Origin of the sequence: Tsukamurella hominis, assembly GCF_965137015.1 — a bacterium.
Taxonomy (GTDB): Bacteria; Actinomycetota; Actinomycetes; order Mycobacteriales; family Mycobacteriaceae; genus Tsukamurella; species Tsukamurella hominis.
In genome coordinates, this window is sequence record NZ_CBCRZG010000027.1 from 23201 (window position 1) to 39133 (window position 15933).

At 72.3% G+C, this 15933-nt stretch carries 20 protein-coding genes and 1 pseudogene; 10 read left to right on the forward strand and 11 right to left on the reverse strand.

The window, feature by feature from the left end:
* Nucleotides 1-1269 carry a mycofactocin system GMC family oxidoreductase MftG gene (mftG, locus tag ACM9LD_RS22345; protein ID WP_415678714.1) on the forward strand — a complete coding sequence of 423 codons (1269 nt, stop codon included), beginning with the start codon at nt 1-3 and terminating at the stop codon, nt 1267-1269.
* Between the two features lie 15 nt (nt 1270-1284).
* Here mftG and ACM9LD_RS22350 read toward each other — a convergent pair whose 3' ends face one another.
* Genes ACM9LD_RS22350 through ACM9LD_RS22360 form a run of 3 tightly spaced genes read right to left on the reverse strand, consistent with a single transcriptional unit; the run spans nt 1285 to nt 3823 of the window.
* Entirely contained in the window at nt 1285-2919 is a 1635-nt protein-coding gene (locus ACM9LD_RS22350; protein WP_415678715.1) for a dihydroxyacetone kinase family protein, read from the reverse strand.
* Nucleotides 2920-2928: 9 nt separating this feature from the next.
* The gene (locus tag ACM9LD_RS22355) at nt 2929-3360 is read right to left on the reverse strand and encodes a SixA phosphatase family protein (protein WP_415678716.1); all 432 of its coding nucleotides are present in this window, start codon (nt 3358-3360) and stop codon (nt 2929-2931) included.
* A gap of 10 nt (nt 3361-3370) precedes the next feature.
* The gene (locus ACM9LD_RS22360) at nt 3371-3823 is read right to left on the reverse strand and encodes a SixA phosphatase family protein (protein WP_415678717.1); all 453 of its coding nucleotides are present in this window, start codon (nt 3821-3823) and stop codon (nt 3371-3373) included.
* Nucleotides 3824-3863: 40 nt separating this feature from the next.
* Between ACM9LD_RS22360 and ACM9LD_RS22365 the strand changes: the two genes are divergently transcribed.
* The 3 genes and pseudogenes from ACM9LD_RS22365 to ACM9LD_RS22375 all read left to right on the forward strand — a co-directional run bounded on the left by ACM9LD_RS22365 (nt 3864) and on the right by ACM9LD_RS22375 (nt 4971).
* On the forward strand, nt 3864-4076 hold the full coding sequence (locus tag ACM9LD_RS22365) for a hypothetical protein (protein ID WP_068524038.1): 213 nt from the start codon (nt 3864-3866) through the stop codon (nt 4074-4076).
* 2 nt (nt 4077-4078) lie between these two features.
* A pseudogene (locus ACM9LD_RS22370) lies at nt 4079-4420 on the forward strand (RNA-binding S4 domain-containing protein); the annotation flags it as partial.
* Nucleotides 4421-4431: 11 nt separating this feature from the next.
* Nucleotides 4432-4971, forward strand: coding sequence for a GNAT family N-acetyltransferase (locus ACM9LD_RS22375; RefSeq protein WP_415678718.1), 540 nt, complete (start codon nt 4432-4434; stop codon nt 4969-4971).
* Here the strand turns inward: ACM9LD_RS22375 and ACM9LD_RS22380 are convergent.
* The 4 genes from ACM9LD_RS22380 to ACM9LD_RS22395 are packed head-to-tail and all read right to left on the reverse strand — an operon-like array spanning nt 4866 to nt 8134.
* A complete protein-coding gene (locus ACM9LD_RS22380; RefSeq protein WP_415678719.1) occupies nt 4866-6491 on the reverse strand; it encodes an adenylate/guanylate cyclase domain-containing protein in 1626 nt (541 codons plus the stop codon). The genes ACM9LD_RS22375 and ACM9LD_RS22380 overlap by 106 nt on opposite strands.
* Before the next feature lie 20 nt (nt 6492-6511).
* Nucleotides 6512-7285 (reverse strand): enoyl-CoA hydratase, encoded by a 774-nt coding sequence (locus ACM9LD_RS22385; RefSeq protein WP_415678720.1) that lies wholly within the window; start codon nt 7283-7285, stop codon nt 6512-6514.
* Between the two features lie 16 nt (nt 7286-7301).
* A complete protein-coding gene (locus ACM9LD_RS22390) occupies nt 7302-7787 on the reverse strand; it encodes an SRPBCC family protein (protein ID WP_415678721.1) in 486 nt (161 codons plus the stop codon).
* The gene (locus ACM9LD_RS22395; RefSeq protein ID WP_415678752.1) at nt 7784-8134 is read right to left on the reverse strand and encodes an ArsR/SmtB family transcription factor; all 351 of its coding nucleotides are present in this window, start codon (nt 8132-8134) and stop codon (nt 7784-7786) included. Before ACM9LD_RS22395 ends, ACM9LD_RS22390 begins: the two co-directional genes overlap by 4 nt.
* Nucleotides 8135-8295: 161 nt before the next feature.
* On the opposite strand from ACM9LD_RS22395, the gene ACM9LD_RS22400 reads away from it, so the two are divergent.
* Genes ACM9LD_RS22400 through ACM9LD_RS22415 form a run of 4 tightly spaced genes read left to right on the forward strand, consistent with a single transcriptional unit; the run spans nt 8296 to nt 12014 of the window.
* Entirely contained in the window at nt 8296-9744 is a 1449-nt protein-coding gene (locus ACM9LD_RS22400; RefSeq protein ID WP_415678722.1) for an ABC transporter substrate-binding protein/permease, read from the forward strand.
* Nucleotides 9741-10496 (forward strand): amino acid ABC transporter ATP-binding protein, encoded by a 756-nt coding sequence (locus ACM9LD_RS22405; protein WP_415678723.1) that lies wholly within the window; start codon nt 9741-9743, stop codon nt 10494-10496. Before ACM9LD_RS22400 ends, ACM9LD_RS22405 begins: the two co-directional genes overlap by 4 nt.
* Before the next feature lie 50 nt (nt 10497-10546).
* Nucleotides 10547-11179, forward strand: coding sequence for an MSMEG_1061 family FMN-dependent PPOX-type flavoprotein (locus ACM9LD_RS22410; RefSeq protein WP_415678724.1), 633 nt, complete (start codon nt 10547-10549; stop codon nt 11177-11179).
* A 4-nt stretch (nt 11180-11183) separates the two neighbouring features.
* Nucleotides 11184-12014: a PhzF family phenazine biosynthesis protein gene (locus tag ACM9LD_RS22415; RefSeq protein ID WP_415678753.1), complete on the forward strand. Its 831-nt coding sequence runs from the start codon at nt 11184-11186 to the stop codon at nt 12012-12014.
* On the opposite strand, the gene ACM9LD_RS22420 is transcribed toward ACM9LD_RS22415, so the two are convergent.
* From ACM9LD_RS22420 to ACM9LD_RS22435, 4 genes are read right to left on the reverse strand one after another with little or no spacing between them, the layout of a single operon-like run.
* Nucleotides 12015-12437, reverse strand: a complete 423-nt coding sequence (locus tag ACM9LD_RS22420; protein WP_415678725.1) for a type II toxin-antitoxin system VapC family toxin — start codon at nt 12435-12437, stop codon at nt 12015-12017.
* Complete coding sequence (locus tag ACM9LD_RS22425; protein ID WP_415678726.1) at nt 12425-12694, reverse strand: hypothetical protein; 270 nt, start codon at nt 12692-12694, stop codon at nt 12425-12427. The genes ACM9LD_RS22420 and ACM9LD_RS22425 overlap by 13 nt, the downstream gene beginning before the upstream one ends.
* 29 nt (nt 12695-12723) lie before the next feature.
* Nucleotides 12724-13878 (reverse strand): N-acetylglucosamine-6-phosphate deacetylase, encoded by a 1155-nt coding sequence (locus ACM9LD_RS22430; RefSeq protein WP_415678727.1) that lies wholly within the window; start codon nt 13876-13878, stop codon nt 12724-12726.
* A complete protein-coding gene (locus ACM9LD_RS22435) occupies nt 13875-15110 on the reverse strand; it encodes a PTS transporter subunit EIIC (protein WP_415678728.1) in 1236 nt (411 codons plus the stop codon). Before ACM9LD_RS22435 ends, ACM9LD_RS22430 begins: the two co-directional genes overlap by 4 nt.
* Before the next feature lie 105 nt (nt 15111-15215).
* Between ACM9LD_RS22435 and ACM9LD_RS22440 the strand changes: the two genes are divergently transcribed.
* The gene (locus ACM9LD_RS22440) at nt 15216-15443 is read left to right on the forward strand and encodes a PTS transporter subunit EIIB (protein WP_415678729.1); all 228 of its coding nucleotides are present in this window, start codon (nt 15216-15218) and stop codon (nt 15441-15443) included.
* Entirely contained in the window at nt 15440-15895 is a 456-nt protein-coding gene (locus tag ACM9LD_RS22445) for a PTS sugar transporter subunit IIA (RefSeq protein WP_415678730.1), read from the forward strand. Before ACM9LD_RS22440 ends, ACM9LD_RS22445 begins: the two co-directional genes overlap by 4 nt.
* Nucleotides 15896-15933 lie beyond the last annotated feature (38 nt).

Consider the following 15933-nt stretch of genomic DNA (forward strand, 5'->3'; position numbering starts at 1 on the left):
ATGGCCGGCGGCGCGCGGCTCACCGCGGACACGGTCGTCGTGGGGGCGGGCAGCGCCGGCCTGGTGATCGCGCAGGCCCTGAGCCGCGACCGGGATGTCGTGCTCATCGAGGGCGGGCCCCTCACCGTCCCCTCCTCCGCGACGCGACGCGTCACCGCCCTGCCCCTCGCCGGAGATCGCGTCCGGCGGTACCGCGAGTCCCACGGGCGGGACGTGGTGCGCGGCAGGGGCCTGGGTGGTTCGGCCGTCGTGAACGGCGGCTACTTCCTGCGCGGTCACCGGAGCGACTACGCGGCGTGGCCGTGGCCGCAGGACCCGATCGCCGCCGCGTTCGACCGCCTGGACGGAGGCGCCGCCGGCGGCGGCTTCATGCGGGTCTCGGCGTTCGCGGACGACGAGCTGGGGGAGGTCGCCGGGCCGTTCGAGGCCTACTGGCGCGCACACGGTCTCGTGGCCCTGGCGGATGCGCCGTGGGCGGGCATCGGGCTGAATCGCGTCCGATCCAACCGCTTCGACGGCGCGCGGTGGACGGCGGCCGACGCCCTTCCCGTCGACGGCGGTCCCACTCTGCTGCGCGCTACGGCGACAGCCCTGGTCGTGGAGCGCGGGAGAGTCCTCGGGGTGGAGACGACCGCGGGGCGGATCCACGCGGCCGAGACGATCCTCGCCGCCGGCACTCTCGGATCCGGCCTGCTCCTCGCGCCGACGATCGGGCCGCTCGTGACCCGCGAGCATCCCGAGCGCATCGTGCGCTTCACGCCTCGGCGTCCGCTGCCGCCGGTTCCGCTCCTGCAGACGGTCTTCCACACCGCGGACGGGCTCGAACTCCGCTGCTACGGCGACGACTTCGCGTCGTACATCCCGGGCATGGAGAGGCGCGGAGTGCCCATCGGGATCGCCGACATGAGCCGCCCGACGCGCGGCGTGCTCGGGCCGGGGGGCGCCCTCGACCTGGGCGAGCCCGACGCGGAGTCGAGGGCGCGGATGGCGCGGGGTGTGGACCAGGTCGTCGCCATGCTCGGCTCGCCCGCGTTCGCGGACCTCGTGGAGCCCGGCTCGATCGCCGTCGATCCGGTGATCGGCATGTCTTCGCACGCCTGGGGCACGCTGCCGTTCGGGGAGCGCGTCGATGCCGGGGGACGGATCGACGGCCTCGACGGGGCGCGGGTCGTCGACGGCTCGGTACTGCCCGAGCTCCTGTGGAGCGGCCCGCACGCGAGCGTCCTCGCCGCGGCGTCGCTGATCGCCGAGACGATCCGCGCCGAATGATCCGGACCGGGGCGGCTACCTGCCGGCGGCCGCCGCCTCGAACAGCCAGGACATCACCAGCGCACCGGGATCCGGCACGCCGATCACGGCGTCGCCGAGGTAGCTGGCCCGGCCGCGCGAGGCGGTGCTGTCCGCCGTCGCCGCCACGCCCTGCGCCGCCGCGGCCGCCGCGTCCGCGAGCGAGCCGCCGGTGTCGAGCACATCGGCGGCGGGGGAGATCGCGTCCACGACCGTCTTGTCGCCGACCCGTGCGCCGCCCAGCTCGACCACCGCGTCGAGGCCGGCGCGCACACCGCGCGCGAAGCCGGCACCGTCGGCCTGCAGGGCCCGGCCGAGCTCGGTGAAGAAGGTCCCGAAGACGGCGCCGGAGGTGCCGCCCGCGCGCACCAGGTACGAGGTGGACATGGCGTCGAGGACCTCGCCGTCGGTACCGCGGAGGGGGAGCGGGAAGTGGCCGAGCGCGGCCTCCATGTTGGTGCCGAAGTCGCCGTCGCCGGCCTTGCGGTCCAGCTCGGTCAGCTCGTCCACCGAGCGCTGCACGCGGCCCACGAAGTCCGAGAGCCAGGCGTTCGGCTCGCCGCTGTCGGCGGAGTCGTCCGGCCGGGCGTGGGCGAGCGGGTCCAGGTTCGACGGTGCCGTGGCCGCGTTCGGCCAGCCCGGCGCGGACGTCGGCGCGTCCCACAGCGCGACGAGCTCGTCGTCGAGGGGGACCACCGTGAGCGAGGCGCCGGCCATGTCGAGGGCGGTGACGAACCGCCCGACCAGGGAGCGGGTCACCTCGATCCCGCGCTCGGCCAGCTGCTTCACCGCCTCGGCGAACAGCACGCCGGTCTCCAGGTCGGTGACGGCGCCGAGGTTGTTGACCACGACCAGCGCGCGGTCGCCGGAGCCGAGGCCGGTGCCGGGGAGGATACGCGCCAGCAGGTCGGTGACGATCTCCTCGGCGGCGGTCGCGGGCCGCTCGTCGCGGGCGCGCTCGCCGTGGATGCCGACGCCGAAGGCCATGTGCCCGTCGGGCAGGTCGAACGAGGGGGCGTCGGAGCCCGGCACGTTGCAGGCGGAGAAGGAGACGGCCATGGAGCGGGCGCGGGCCGCGGCCCGGCGGCCGACCGCGGCCACCTCCGCGAGCGACGATCCCCGGTCGGCGGCCGCGCCGCAGATCTTCTCCACGATGACCGTGGCGGCGGTGCCGCGCCGCCCGGGGCCGGAGGTGTCCTCGGTCGCGACATCGTCGTCGACCAGCACGAACTCGGTGGCGACGGCCGGCGCATCGCCGTCGGGGGCGCCGACGAGGCGGCGGGCGACGGCGAAGTTCATCACGTCGCCGGTGTAGTTCTTCACCACGTGCACGACGCCCGCGCCGGTGTCCACCGCGCGGGTCGCGGCCGCCACCTGCACGGCGTTGGGGGAGGTGAAGATCAGGCCAGGGCAGGCCGCGTCGAGCATGCCGGCGCCGATCAGCCCGACGTGCATCGGCTCGTGGCCGGAGCCGCCGCCGGAGACCACGGCGACGCCGGAGGTCCGGGGCGTGCGGCGGGCGACGAAGCCCGCGTCGTGCCAAGCCGCGTCGGGGTGGGCCGCGAGGACGCCCCGCAGCCCGTCGGTGAAGAGGGATCCGGCGGAGTTCTCGAAGCGCGCGCGATGGGTCACGGCTTCACGTTAGCGAGGTATGTGCAACTCCGCGTGGCCTTCCCGGATGACCGTGAACGCCGACGTGGGGAACTTGGCGAAGGTGAAGGTGGGGTCGAGGATCTGCGCCGCCTCGGCGAGCCCGGGGTCGTGGCCCACCACGAGCACCGTCGTCGCGTCGCCCCGCTCCGCCTCCACGATCTCGAGGATCTCGGCGCCCGTCGCCCCGTACAGCGCGGGCAGGTGGCGCACCGGCGCGTCGACGGCGGCCCGCTCCAGCGTCGCCCGCGCGCGCTCCGCGGTCGAGCACAGCACCAGATCCACGTCGTGGCCGTACCGGCGGATCGCCTTGCCGGCGAGCCCGGCCTGCCGGACGCCGCGCGGCGCCAGCGGGCGGTCGTGATCCTTCACCTTGTCGGGGTACGCGGACTTGCCGTGCCGCAGCAGGATCAGGGTGTCCATATCGGACACCCTACGGGGTGAACCACGACAGCATCCGGCCCGAACCGGGCGCCGCCGGGCCGTCGTCGAGGTCGAGCAGTACGACGGTGCCGGGCGCGAAGCCCGGGAGCTCCGCGCCCGGGTCGAGTTGCGCCGCCGCCTCGGGCAGGCCGGGGAAGTGTGCCACCACGAGCAGGACGTCGACGTCGCCGGGGACGCCGTTGACCTCGTCGAGCACGCGCCGGCCGGGGCACTCGTAGAGCTCCCCGGTCGCCGTCATCGGGCAGCGCAGGTCCATCGCGTGGAAGGTCTCGACGGTGCGCCGCGCCGACGAGACGAGCGCGTGACCGGGTTCGAGGCCCTGCTCGGCGAGCCACGCCGCGGACCGTCGGGCCTGGTCGCGACCGTTCGCGCTGATCGGGCGGGCCTCGTCGGGGATCGACATGCCCGACTCGCCGTGTCGCATGAGCGCCAGCACCGTCATGCCCCGATCTTGCCCTGCCGGGAATGCGTACATTGGTGACATGGCTGGAAAAGAGCTCGATCCCGCGCGCAAGAAGGCCGCGCTGGACGTCGTGAAGCAGCACCCCGGGATGGTCGCGGCGATGGCCGCGCCCGCGCTGGTGGTCGTCGCCGTCGGCTGGTTCATCGGTGGTGCGGGTCTTGGCCTGCTCCTGCTGGTGGCGTTCGGCGTGCTCGGCGCCGTCGGGCTGTCGCGGCTGCTGCGCGCCCGGTAGTCGTGCGGGTCGACGCCTGGCTGTGGGCGGTGCGGCTGACCAAGACGCGGTCGGCCGCCGCCACGGCATGTCGTGGCGGGCACGTGCGGGTCAACGGCGCGACCGCCAAGCCCGCTCAGCACATCGTGGTGGGCGACGAGGTGCGGCTGCGGCTCGCCGGCCGGGAGCGGATCGTCGAGGTCGCCACCCTCATCCCCAAGCGGGTCGGCGCGCCGATCGCGGCCACCTGCTACATCGACCACAGCCCGCCGCCCCCGCCGCGGGAGATCGTGCTGTCCATGCCGCAGCGCGACCGGGGCGCGGGGCGCCCCACCAAGCGCGAGCGGCGCGAGACCGACCGGCTGCTGGGGCGCGAATGACGGCCCCGATGCAGGCGCGCGTGCGTCGCGCGGCGCCCGGCGACGCCGGCGCCGTGGCCGCGCTCGCGGCGCGCACGTTCCCGCTGGCCTGCCCGCCGTCGCTGGCGCGGGAGCACGTCGCGGACTTCGTGGCGACGCACCTCAGCGAGGCCGAGTTCGACCGCCACCTGGCCGATCCCGCCCACCGGGTCCTCGTGGTCGACGGGGCGGACGGCCTCGTCGGGTACGCCCTGGTGCTGCACGGCGCGCACGACGAGGGGCCCGCGGCGCTCCGCGGCGCACCGTCGGCCTACCTGTCCAAGCTCTACGTGGACCCGGACCACCACGGCGGCGGGGTCGCCCGCGCGTTGCTCGACGCGGTCCGCGCCGACGCCGCGGACCTGCCCGTCTGGCTCGGCGTGAACGCCGACAACGCGCGCGCCAAGCGGTTCTACGCCAAGTCGGGGTTCGTGACGGCGGGGGTGCGCGAGTTCACCGTCGGCGGCACGACCTTCGTCGACGACGTGCTCGTCCTCGAGGACTCCCTGGGGGAGTAGAGGCGGGTGTATTCGTCGCGGCCGCGCAGCTCCAGCTCGTCGGTGAACCGCCAGTGCTGCGACTCGGCCTCGCGGGCGCCCATGATCGCGGGCTCGGACGCCACCGGCAGCGACGTGTCGCGCTTGGCGACCTCGGACAGGCGCGCGGACTCGTTGACCGGGTCGCCGATCACGGTGTACTCGTAGCGCTCGATCGCGCCGACGTTGCCCGCGACGACCACGCCGTAGGAGACGCCGATGCCGGCCCGCAGGTCGGGCACCGCGGCGGGCAAGCGGTCGGCGATGAGCCGCGAGGCGCGGAGGGCCCCGCCGGCCGGGTCCGGGTGCGGCAGCGGCGCGCCGAAGACGGCCAGCACCGCGTCGCCCTCGAACTTGTTGACCAGGCCGTCGTTCTCCTCCACCGCGGTCACGATGACCTCGAAGAACCGGTTGAGCAGTTCGACCACCTCGGTCGCCGGGCGCTGCCGCGCCAGCGTCGTGGAGCCGACCACGTCGACGAAGAGCACGCCGACGACCTGCTCGGAGCCGCCCAACTGCACGCCGAGGCCGAGCGCCGACTCGGCGACATCGCGGCCCACGTGCCGGCCGAACAGGTCGCGCAGCCGCTCGCGCTCGGCGAGGCCGGTGGTCATCTCGTTGAACCCGGCCTGCAGCTCGCCCATGTCGGAGCCGTCGAAGATGCGGACGGCCACGTCGGTCTCGCCGTCGCGGACGCGGCGGATCGCGCCGCCCAGGACGCGCAGGGGCGCGATCAGGGCGTCGATGTTCAAGAGGCTGATGAGCGGCCCGGTGAGCAGCGCGATCGCGGCGAGCGCGGCGACGGCGACGAAGATGTCGAGCTTGGTGGTGTCGTCCCGGAAGGTGCCGAAGAGGACCACGAGGAAGATGCCGAGGATGGGGACGCCGGAACCGATCGCCCAGGCGGTGGCGGCCCGCATCCGCAGCCGGCCCTTGCGCGGCGCACGATATCCGGCTTCCAGGGCCTGCGCGGCCGCGGGCCGGAGCGCGAACTCCGTGATCTGGTACGAGATCGCGCACACCACGACCCCGGACAGGCCGGTGACCAGCGCGATCTTCGGGATCAGGTCGGGGTCGATGGAGCCGTAACCCACCGTCATCACGACGGTCCCCACGCCCCAGAGGAGGGCCTGGAGGGCGGTGAGCCGCCACGGTCCGACGATCGCCGCCTTCGCCTGCGCCGCGGTCGGTTCCTCCCTGCGGATCGACCAGCGCAGCGACCGCACCAGGCGGACGGTGCCGATGGTCGCGCCGAGCACGAAGGCGATCCCGATGTACAGCGGCACCACCAGGTAGTTCATCCACCAGGCGTCCCACGGGATCGACGGCTCCGGGATGCCGACGGTGGCCAGCGCGATGGCCAGGCCGACGCCGATGAGGTTGGCGACAATCACGCCGATGGTGATCACCAGCTGCACCCGGACGCGGGTCAGGCGGGAGCTGTCGTCGGCCGACCCCAGGAGGATCGACCCGTAGTCGGCGCGGAGCCGCGGCAGCTTCATGCTGCTAAGTTACCGGGTCATCACCGCCAGACGGGGGAGCGTTTCTCCAGGAACGCCGTCATCCCCTCCTGCGCGTCCGGGATCATCGCGTTGGTCGCCATCACCTCGGACATGGCCGCGTAGGCGTCCGGCTCGGTGCGGTCGATCTGGTCGTAGAAGGCGCGCTTGCCGATCGCCAGCGTCGCGCCGCTGGACTCCGCGATCCGGTGCGCCAGGCCCGTGACCGTCGCCTCGAGCTGGTCGGCGGGGACGGCGGCGTTGACCAGGCCCCACTCGACCGCGGTCTCGGCGTTGATCATCTCGCCGGTGAGCAGCATCTGCATCGCGCGCTTGCGGCCGACGGCCCGGGTGAGCGGGATCATCGGCGTCGAGCAGAACAGCCCGATCTTCACGCCGGGCGTCGAGAACCGCGCATCGGAGGCCGCGATCGCCAGGTCGCAGGTCGCGACGAGCTGGCAGCCGGCGGCCAGCGCCATGCCCTGTACCTGGGCGATCACGGGCTGCCGCGCGCGGTGCACCGCGGCCATGAGGTCGGTGCAGGCGGCGAAGATCGCGCGCTCCTCGTCGAGGGTGCGGCCGACCATCTCGCTGAGGTCGTGCCCCGCCGAGAACGCCGGCCCCTCGGCGCGGATCACGATGACCCGCACCGCGGGGTCGGCGTCGAAGCCGTCGAGCGCGGCGGTGGCCGCCCGCATCGTGGCGAGCGAGAGGGGGTTGCGCCGCCCGGCGGCGCCGAGGGTGAGGACCCCCAGGCCGTCGGCGACGTGCGTGCGAATCGGTGCGGCGTCGGTCATGCCTCGACGGTAGCCACTACACCTCGCCGTCCGCGAGGAGCCGGTCGAGCTTGGCGTAGCCGTCGACGATGCCGACCTCCATGCCGCTGGCCAGCATGCCGTCGCGGCTCTCGAAGCTGTCCAGCAGCGAGACGGAGTGCAGTCGGGTCCGACCGTCGCCGAGGTCCTCGAAGGTCATGGTCTCCAGCGACACCCCGTCGGGCATGTCGTCGTAGGTGAAGGTCTGCACGATCCGGTCCTCCCGAACGTCGTGGAAGCTGCCGTGGAAGGCGTACCGCTCGTCGCCGCGCTTGCTGACGTAGGCCCAGCTGCCGCCGGTGCGCGCGTCCCAGTGCACGATCTCGGTGTCGATGTCCGACGGTCCCACCCATCGGGTGTAGATCTCGGGGTCGGTGTGGGCCCGGAACAACTGCGCCGGCGTCGCCCGGAAGTCGCGCGTGATGGTGACGGTGGGGAGGGTGGTGGAGGCCTCGATGCCGGCCTCGGCGTTGACGATGGTCATGATGCTGCTCCTTGTTCGGTGATGTCGGTGGGATTCTCTTCCGCGTTCAGGTCGGCCAGCACCGCGTCGAGGCGCTGGTAGCGCTGTTCGGCGCGACGCCGGTACCGCTCGATCCACCCGTTCATGAGGTCGAAGACCTCCGCTTCCAGGTGGGCGGGCCGCGCCTGGGCGCGGCGGGTCCTGCTGATCAGGCCGGCGTTCTCGAGCACGGTGAGGTGTTTCGAGACGGCCTGGATGCTCACGTCGTAGCGCTCCGCGATCTCCGTGAGCGTGGCGTCGCCGTCCGAGAGGCGGGCGACGATGTCGCGCCGCGTGGGGTCCGCGAGTGCCGCGAACGCCTTGGACAGGTCGTCGGTGTCGTCGTCCGTGGTGCACCTCCTCTGTGTTCAACTGATCTGTTGAATACGACGGTACGCTCCCGTCGCTCGTTGTTCAACCCCTGAGTTGAAAAAGGTTCGACATGGCCGTCCGTGCGGCGTCGAGCCGGTGCCGGTGCTAAGAACGACGCATGCGATCAGCCGTCCGCACCGCGCCCCGCGTCCTCCTCGCGCTGCTCGCGATGATCGTCGTCGCGGCGCCACTGCCCGCGCAGGCCGACCCGCTCCCGCCGCCGAACGGGGTCCTGCGCGTGGGCACCGAGGGCGTGTACCAGGTGTACAGCTACCACGACGATGCCGGGAAGCTCACGGGCTACGACGTCGAGATGATCACCGCCATCGCCGAGAAGATCGGGCGGAGAATCGAATTCGTCGAGACCCCGTGGGACTCGATGATGGCGGGACTGGAGGCGGGCCGCTTCGACCTGGTCGCCAACCAGGTCACGGCCAGTCCCGAACGGGCGGCGAAGTACGACCTGTCGGACACCTACCTGCAGACCGGCGGCTCGGTCCTGGTGCGCAAGGGCGACACCTCGGTGCGTTCGCTCGCCGACATCCGCGGGAAGACGGCCGCGCAGAGCATCACCAGCAGCTGGTCGGGCGTCGCCGAGAAGGCGGGCGCGAGGATCGAGGCCGTCAACAGCTTCACCGACGCGGTCAACGTGCTGGCGCAGGGCCGCGTCGACGTCGTCGTCAACGACACGGGCGTCGTGCGCAACTACCTGACGGTGACGCCCGGTGCGCCCGTCGAGATCGCCGCGGAGACGCCGGACAAGGCCGACTCGGTGTTCGCGGCCCGCAAGAACTCCGGGCTCATCGCCGAGATCAACCGTGGCCTGGCCGAGATCCGCGCCGACGGCACCGCGCAGCGCATCTCCGACCGGTTCTTCGGCGTCGGGGCGCAGGAACAGCGCGGCTCCAGCACGTGGGACATGGTGCGGCGCAACCTGGTCCCGATGCTGGAGGCCACGGTGACCAAGACGATCCCGCTCACCGCGATCAGCTTCGTGATCGGCCTGGCGATCGCGTTGGGGGTGGCGCTGGCGCGGATGTCGAAGCGCCGCGGGGTCAGCGGGCTCGCCCGCGCCTACATCTCGATCATCCGTGGCACGCCACTGCTCGTGCAGCTGGTGATCATCTTCTACGGGCTGCCCCTCGCGGGCGTCGTCTTCGATCCGTTCCTCGCCGCGGTGATCGCCTTCTCGCTCAACGTCGGCGGCTACGCGGCGGAGATCATCCGTGCCGCGATCGGCGCCGTGCCGCGGGGGCAGTGGGAGGCCGCCACCACGATCGGCATGGACTACCGCACCTCCCTGCGCCGGATCATCCTGCCGCAGGCCGCGAGGACCGCCACGCCGCCCCTCGCCAACACCCTGGTCTCCCTGGTCAAGGACACCTCGCTGGCGTCGGCGATCCTCGTTACCGAGCTGTTCCGCCAGGCCCAGATCGCCGCGGCGCCCACCTACGACTTCTTCATCATGTACGTCGTGGCCGCCTGCTACTACTGGGTGATCTGCCAGGCGCTGAGCCTGGTGCAGTCCCGCCTCGAGGATCGATTCGAAAGGTACGTGGCGCGATGACCGACCTGATCTCGGTGCGCGGACTCACCAAGTCCTTCGGCGACGTGGAGGTGCTGCGCGGCATCGACTTCGCCGTCCCGGAGGGCTCGGTGACAGTCATCATCGGGCCGTCCGGATCCGGGAAGACGACGGTGCTCCGCTCGCTCAACGCGCTCGAGCTCCCGGACGGGGGCACCGTCACCGTCGGCGATGCGACGGTGGACTTCGCCGCCGGCGCGCCGGGCAAGGCGCAGCTGCAGGACTATCGCGCACAGAGCGCGATGGTCTTCCAGTCGCACAACCTCTTCCCGCACTTCACCGCGCTGCGGAACGTGACCGAGGGGCCCGTCGTCGTGCAGAAGCGCCCGGCGGACGAGGTCGAGGCGGAGGCGCGGGAGCTGCTGGCGCGCGTCGGCCTCAAGGACCACGCGGACAAGTACCCGCACCAGCTCTCGGGCGGGCAGCAGCAGCGTGTCGGGATCGCGCGGGCCCTCGCGCTGCGACCGCGGGTCGTGCTGTTCGACGAGCCCACCTCGGCGCTCGACCCCGAGCTCGTCGGCGACGTCCTCACCGTGATGCGCGACCTGGCGACCGAGGGCCGCACGATGGTGGTGGTGACGCACGAGATGGCCTTCGCCCGCGAAGTGGCCGACCAGGTGCTGTTCGTCGACCGCGGCACCGTCCTCGAGGCGGGCCGCCCCGCCGACGTGATCGGGAACCCACAGCACGCGCGCACGCGGGAGTTCCTCGACCGCATCCTGCGCCCGCTGTAGGGCGGAAACCGGGTCGCGGGCGCCCCGCGCGGGTCTCTACGCTCGATGACATGGCGCATGCACGCAGACCGGTGAGCACCGAGGCGGAGCTACGGGCGGTGGTGCCCGAGCCGATCCCGCGGATCCGCGACAAGGCCCGCCCCGAACTGCACGAGGTGCACCGGCTGTACCTCGCGGCCGCGCGGCTCTACTGCGTCGCCACGTCGGGCCCGGGTGGGCTCGACGTCTCGCCGAAGGGCGATCCGGCGGGCGGCGTCCTCGTGCTGGACGACCGGACGATCGCGCTGCCCGACCGGCCGGGGAACCGCCGCGTGGACGGCCTGCGGAACCTCCTCGTCGATCCGCGCATCGCGCTCGAGTTCGTCATCCCCGGACGCGGCGACACGCTACGCGTCAACGGGACTGCCGCGGTGCTCGCCGACGCGCCCTACGCACCCCGGATGGCGGTGGGGGAGAAGCTACCCCAGCTCATCGTCGAGGTCGCGATCGACGAGGTCTTCTTCCACTGCAGCAAGGCATTCCTCCGCTCGGAGGCGTGGGAACCGTCGACCTGGCCCACCACGGACGACGACCGCGGCGTCCCCCGGCGCGCCGTGATCGCCAAAGCGTTGGAGCGGCCGGAGGACTCGCTGGAAGAACTGGATCGCTACTACGGCGAGGGGTACGGCCGTGAGCTCTACTGAACGCATGCACCGCTTCCGTCAGGTCGACGTCTTCTCCTCCGAACCGTTGCTGGGCAACCCGGTGGCGGTGGTGCACGACGCCGACGACCTCACCGCCGAGCAGATGGCGGCGTTCGCGCGCTGGACGAACCTCAGCGAGACCACCTTCCTGCTGCGCCCGACGGACCCGGCGGCCGACTACCGGCTCCGGATCTTCACGCCCGGCGGGGAACTGCCCTTCGCCGGGCACCCGACGCTGGGCAGCGCCCACGCGTGGCTGGAGGACGGCGGCGTCTCCGCCGCGGCCGGCACCGTCGTGCAGGAGTGCGGCGCCGGCCTGGTGCGCCTGCGCCGCGGGGCGACGCTCGCCTTCGCCGCGCCGCCGCTCGTCCGCAGCGGTCGCGCGGACGCGGACACCGTCGACCGGATCGCCGCGGGCCTGCGCGTCCCGGCGGGAGAGATCCTCGCCGCCGAGTGGGTGGACAACGGCCCCGGCTGGGTGGCCGCGCGACTGCGCGACGCGGACGCGGTCCTCGCGCTGCGGCCGGACTTCGCGGCGATGGGCGAGCTCAACGTCGGTGTGGTGGGCCGGTATCCGGCGGGCGGCGACGCGGACGTCGAGGTCCGCGCCTTCTGCCCGTCGCTCGCGGTGCCCGAGGACCCGGTGACGGGCTCGCTCAACGCCGGTCTGGCGCAGTGGCTGATCGGCACCGGTGAGCTGCCGGAGCGCTACACGGCGTCCCAGGGCACCGCGCTCGGCCGCCGTGGCCGCGTGCACGTCGAGCGGGACGGCGAGGCGATCTGGATCGGCGGCGCCACGAGCACGACGATCCGCGGCGAGCTCACTCTGGCGTGATCAATCCACGATCGCCGAGGCGATGCCGTACGTCGCCGCCCCGGCGCGCAGCCGGGCGTCGAAGGTCGCCACGGACACTGCGCCGGTGCCCGCCTCCGCCGCGTCGACGGCGGTCAGGATCACCGCGGCGTCGGGGAGCCTCACTCGCGCGTTGTGGCGGATCGTCGCGAGGCGGGGTGCGAATGACGTCGGAAAGCCGCGGCGGTCGATCCCGAGCTGCGCGAGGCGTGCCTCCGCGCTCTCCACGATGCCGGACCGCGCGGGCCCGACGAGGAACTCGGCGACGGTGAGCTCATTCGCGATGAGGCCGGCCCCCTGGCTGATGGCCGTCGTCACGATCTCGATCGCCCGGCTGTGGAACGGATCGCTGCTCTCGAAGAATCCGATGAGAACGCTCGCGTCGAGAACGACTAGTCCCGCCACTCGGACCTCAGTTCTTCGAGATAGCCTTCCGGGTACACGCCGCTGAGACTTCCCGCGAGCCTCGCGGCCGCTGCGAGGCGCTGCTCGATCTCGCTGTCCGACGACTCCTCGACCGCCTCCGCGCCCGCGGCGATCAGCTCACGGAGCAGGCGCGACGGGCTCTCGGCGTGCGCCGGCCACCGCCGTCGGGCGACCTCCAGCGCGCGCGTGACCTCGGGGGTCTCCGTGATCGCGTGGCGGGGCCGGGTCGTGGGCATATCCGAGTGTAACACCGGAGAAAGAGGTGTTACACCTGCTCGCCGCCGCGGAGGACCCGCAGGAGCTCGAGGTCGGCGGAGAGCTCCAGTACGTCGGCACGCAGGCCGGCAGAGAGCTCGCCGCGGTCCTTGAGGCCCAGCAACCGGGCCGGGGTGGTCGCGCCGGCGCGCGCGGCGTCGGCGAGCGACACCCCCGAGTGCCGGACGGCGCGCACCACCACGTCGAGCACCGACGAGGTGCCGCCGGCGATGGCGCCCGGCGTCCCGTCGGGCGTGGTCAGGCGCGCGACGCCGCCCCCGACGGTGACCTCCAGCGGCCCGAGCGAGTACTGGCCGTCGGGCATCCCGGCCGCCTGCATGGCGTCGGAGACCAGCGCGATGTGGTCCGGCCCGACGGTCGCGAAGACCATCGCGACGGTGCCGGCGGCGAGGTGCACCCCGTCGCCGATGATCTCCGCGACCGCGTGGCCCTCGCCCGCGGCGTGCAGCGCGGCGCCGACGGCGCCGGGGTGCCGGTGGTGCATCGGGTGCATGCCGTTGAACAGGTGCGTGATGCTGACCGGGCCGTCCGGGGTGCCGAGCGCGGCGGCCACGGTGTCGTAGTCGCCGGCGGTGTGCCCGACGGACACGACGGCGTCGGCCGCGGAGAGCTGCCGCGCCAGGTCGGCGAAGTGCGCGGTCTCGGCGGCGACGGTCATCGAGGAGATCCGGCCGTCGGCGGCGTCGAGGAGTGTCGCGAGCAGCGCCGGGTCGCCGTCGATGATGTACCGCGGGTCCTGCGCGCCGCACACCTCCTGCGCGAGGAAGGGGCCCTCCAGGTGCAGCCCGGCGACGGTGCCGTCGTCCACGAGCGGCGCGAGCGTCGCGATCCGCTCGAGCAGCTTCTCCGGCGCCGCGGAGACCAGCGAGGCGAGCAGCGTCGTGGTGCCGCGGCCGAGGTGGTGCGCGGCGGCCGCGCGGGCCCCGTCGGCATCCGAGTCGGGGAAGCCGAAGCCCCCGCCCCCGTGGCAGTGGACGTCGATCATGCCGGGCAGGTAGACGCGCTCCGACGGTGCCGGCAGCGTCGCCGCCGGGAAGGCGGACGCGGGTCCGACCTCCGCGATCCGGCCGTCGGCGAGGGCCAGGACGCCGTCGTCGATCGCCCCGGAGGGCGTGACGACGGTGCCGCGCAGGAACTCGCTCAAGCCGTGGCCTCCGCTTCCATGTCCTCGTCCTCGCGCCCGGGGGTCTTGAGGTTGCGCCGCTTGATGATGAAGCTGAACGAGAAGTAGTAGATCACGGCGTACACCAGGCCCATCGGGATGAGCCAGAGCGGATTCGTCGCTTTGCCGAAGTTGAGCACGTAGTCGATCGCGCCCGCCGAGAAGGTGAAGCCGTGGTGGATGTCCAGCCAGTTCGCGATGAGCAGGGAGCTGCCGGTCAGGAGCGCGTGCACGAGCAGCAGCGGCCAGGCGACGAAGATGAAGGAGAACTCGAGCGGCTCGGTGATGCCGGTCAGGAAGCTGGTGAGCGCGACCGAGAGCATGATGCCGCCGACGGTCTTGCGGTTCTCGGGCTTGGCGCAGCGGTAGATGGCGAAGGCCGCGGCGGGGAGGCCGAACATCATGATGGGGAAGAAGCCGGTCATGAAGGTGCCGGCGGTCGGGTCGCCCTGCAGGAAGCGCGAGATGTCGCCGTGCACGACCTCGCCGTTCGCTGCGGTGTAGTCGCCCAGGATGAACCACACGACGGAATTGATGATGTGGTGCAGGCCCAGGGGGAGCAGGAGCCGGTTGACCGCGCCGAAGACGCCGCCGCCCACGACCGAGTGCTCCGCGACCCAGTTGCCGAGGCCGGTCAGCGCCCAGTTGAACAGCGGATAGGCGAAGGACATGAGCACGCCCACGACGATCGCGCCCGATGCGGTGAGGATCGGGACCAGGCGCCGCCCGGAGAAGAAGCCGATGTAGTCGGGCAGCTTCGTCTTGTAATAGCGCTGCCACAGCACCGCGGACATGATGCCGATGACGATGCCGCCGAGGACGCCGAAGTCGACCACCGCCGGATCGCCCGCCTTGTCCACCTTGCCCGCCAGCACCACCGGCGACATCGCCTTCTCCACCGCCTGGAAGGACAGGTACCCGACGAGCGCGGCGAGTGCGGTGGAACCGTCGGCCTTCTTCGCCCAGCCGATCGCGATGCCCACCGCGAACAGGATCGGCAGGTTCGAGATGAGGGCGTTGCCGGCGCCGCCGATCACCGCGGCGACGGTCTTCATGGAGTCGAACCGGCCGAGGAGATCGTCCTGGCCGAGCCGCAGCAGCAGGCCCGCCGCGGGCAGCACCGCGATGGGCAGCATGAGGCTGCGGCCGAGTTTCTGGAGACCGCTCAGATCGAGCCGTCGTGCTGATATACCGGATCCGGATGAGGAACTCATTTTTCGCTCCTGTCGAGGGACGAGTCCACTAGGCTGACGACAGGTTATAACCAGTTCGGCCCGGCGTGAGTCGGTTTCCCCGAACCTCTCCGAAAGGCGGCAGGAATGTCGAAGGCGCAGGACATCGTGAACGGGCTCGGCGGGGCCGGCAACATCGAAGAGGTGGAGGGCTGCATCACCCGCCTCCGCTGTGAGGTCAAGGACACCGGCCTCGTGGACCAGGCAGCACTCAAGAAGCTCTCGCACGGCGTGATGGTCGCCGGCTCGGCCGTGCAGGTCGTCGTGGGCCCGACCGCGGACGCGCTCGCCGAGGAAGTGCAGGACCTCCTGTGACCGAGGTGCTGGCACCGGTCGCGGGGCGGCTCGTGCCGCTCTCGGCCGTGCCGGATCAGGTCTTCGCCGGCGAGATGGTGGGCTCGGGGGTCGCCATCGAACCGTCCGCGCCCGCCGACGGTGCCGAGGCCGTCGTCGTCTCGCCCGTGGCGGGGACGGTGCTGAAGTTGCATCCGCACGCGGCGATCGTGCTCGCGGACGGCGGTATCGGTGTTCTGGTGCATGTCGGAATCGACACTGTGAATCTGAATGGCGAGGGCTTCACGCTGCTGGCCGCGGAGAAGGCCACGGTGGCCGCCGGAGATCCGCTGATCTCGTTCTCTCCAGCGGGTATTCGTGACCGAGGGCTGAGTGCGATCTGTCCCGTCGTGGTGATGGATTCCCAACCCGGGTCCATTGCGAATCTTGAAGAACGCGATGTGGCAGCGGGGGATTGGATCTTTACTGTGTGAATGACGCGTCGCTCCGGCGTGTTCATCTGGTCACAGTG

Bases quoted from the DNA above. Each gene is read 5' to 3' on its own strand.
- ACM9LD_RS22360 (WP_415678717.1), bottom strand. From the start codon at position 3,823: ATGACGGTGCTGGCGCTCATGCGACACGGCGAGTCGGGCATGTCGATC.
- ACM9LD_RS22385 (WP_415678720.1), bottom strand. From the start codon at position 7,285: ATGACCGACGCCGCACCGATTCGCACGCACGTCGCCGACGGCCTGGGG.
- ACM9LD_RS22440 (WP_415678729.1), top strand. From the start codon at position 15,216: ATGTCGAAGGCGCAGGACATCGTGAACGGGCTCGGCGGGGCCGGCAAC.
- mftG (WP_415678714.1), top strand. From the start codon at position 1: ATGGCCGGCGGCGCGCGGCTCACCGCGGACACGGTCGTCGTGGGGGCG.
- ACM9LD_RS22405 (WP_415678723.1), top strand. From the start codon at position 9,741: ATGACCGACCTGATCTCGGTGCGCGGACTCACCAAGTCCTTCGGCGAC.
- ACM9LD_RS22390 (WP_415678721.1), bottom strand. From the start codon at position 7,787: ATGACCATCGTCAACGCCGAGGCCGGCATCGAGGCCTCCACCACCCTC.
- ACM9LD_RS22400 (WP_415678722.1), top strand. From the start codon at position 8,296: ATGCGATCAGCCGTCCGCACCGCGCCCCGCGTCCTCCTCGCGCTGCTC.
- ACM9LD_RS22355 (WP_415678716.1), bottom strand. From the start codon at position 3,360: ATGGACACCCTGATCCTGCTGCGGCACGGCAAGTCCGCGTACCCCGAC.
- ACM9LD_RS22415 (WP_415678753.1), top strand. From the start codon at position 11,184: ATGCACCGCTTCCGTCAGGTCGACGTCTTCTCCTCCGAACCGTTGCTG.
- ACM9LD_RS22380 (WP_415678719.1), bottom strand. From the start codon at position 6,491: ATGAAGCTGCCGCGGCTCCGCGCCGACTACGGGTCGATCCTCCTGGGG.
- ACM9LD_RS22435 (WP_415678728.1), bottom strand. From the start codon at position 15,110: ATGAGTTCCTCATCCGGATCCGGTATATCAGCACGACGGCTCGATCTG.
- ACM9LD_RS22425 (WP_415678726.1), bottom strand. From the start codon at position 12,694: ATGCCCACGACCCGGCCCCGCCACGCGATCACGGAGACCCCCGAGGTC.
- ACM9LD_RS22410 (WP_415678724.1), top strand. From the start codon at position 10,547: ATGGCGCATGCACGCAGACCGGTGAGCACCGAGGCGGAGCTACGGGCG.
- ACM9LD_RS22365 (WP_068524038.1), top strand. From the start codon at position 3,864: ATGGCTGGAAAAGAGCTCGATCCCGCGCGCAAGAAGGCCGCGCTGGAC.
- ACM9LD_RS22375 (WP_415678718.1), top strand. From the start codon at position 4,432: ATGACGGCCCCGATGCAGGCGCGCGTGCGTCGCGCGGCGCCCGGCGAC.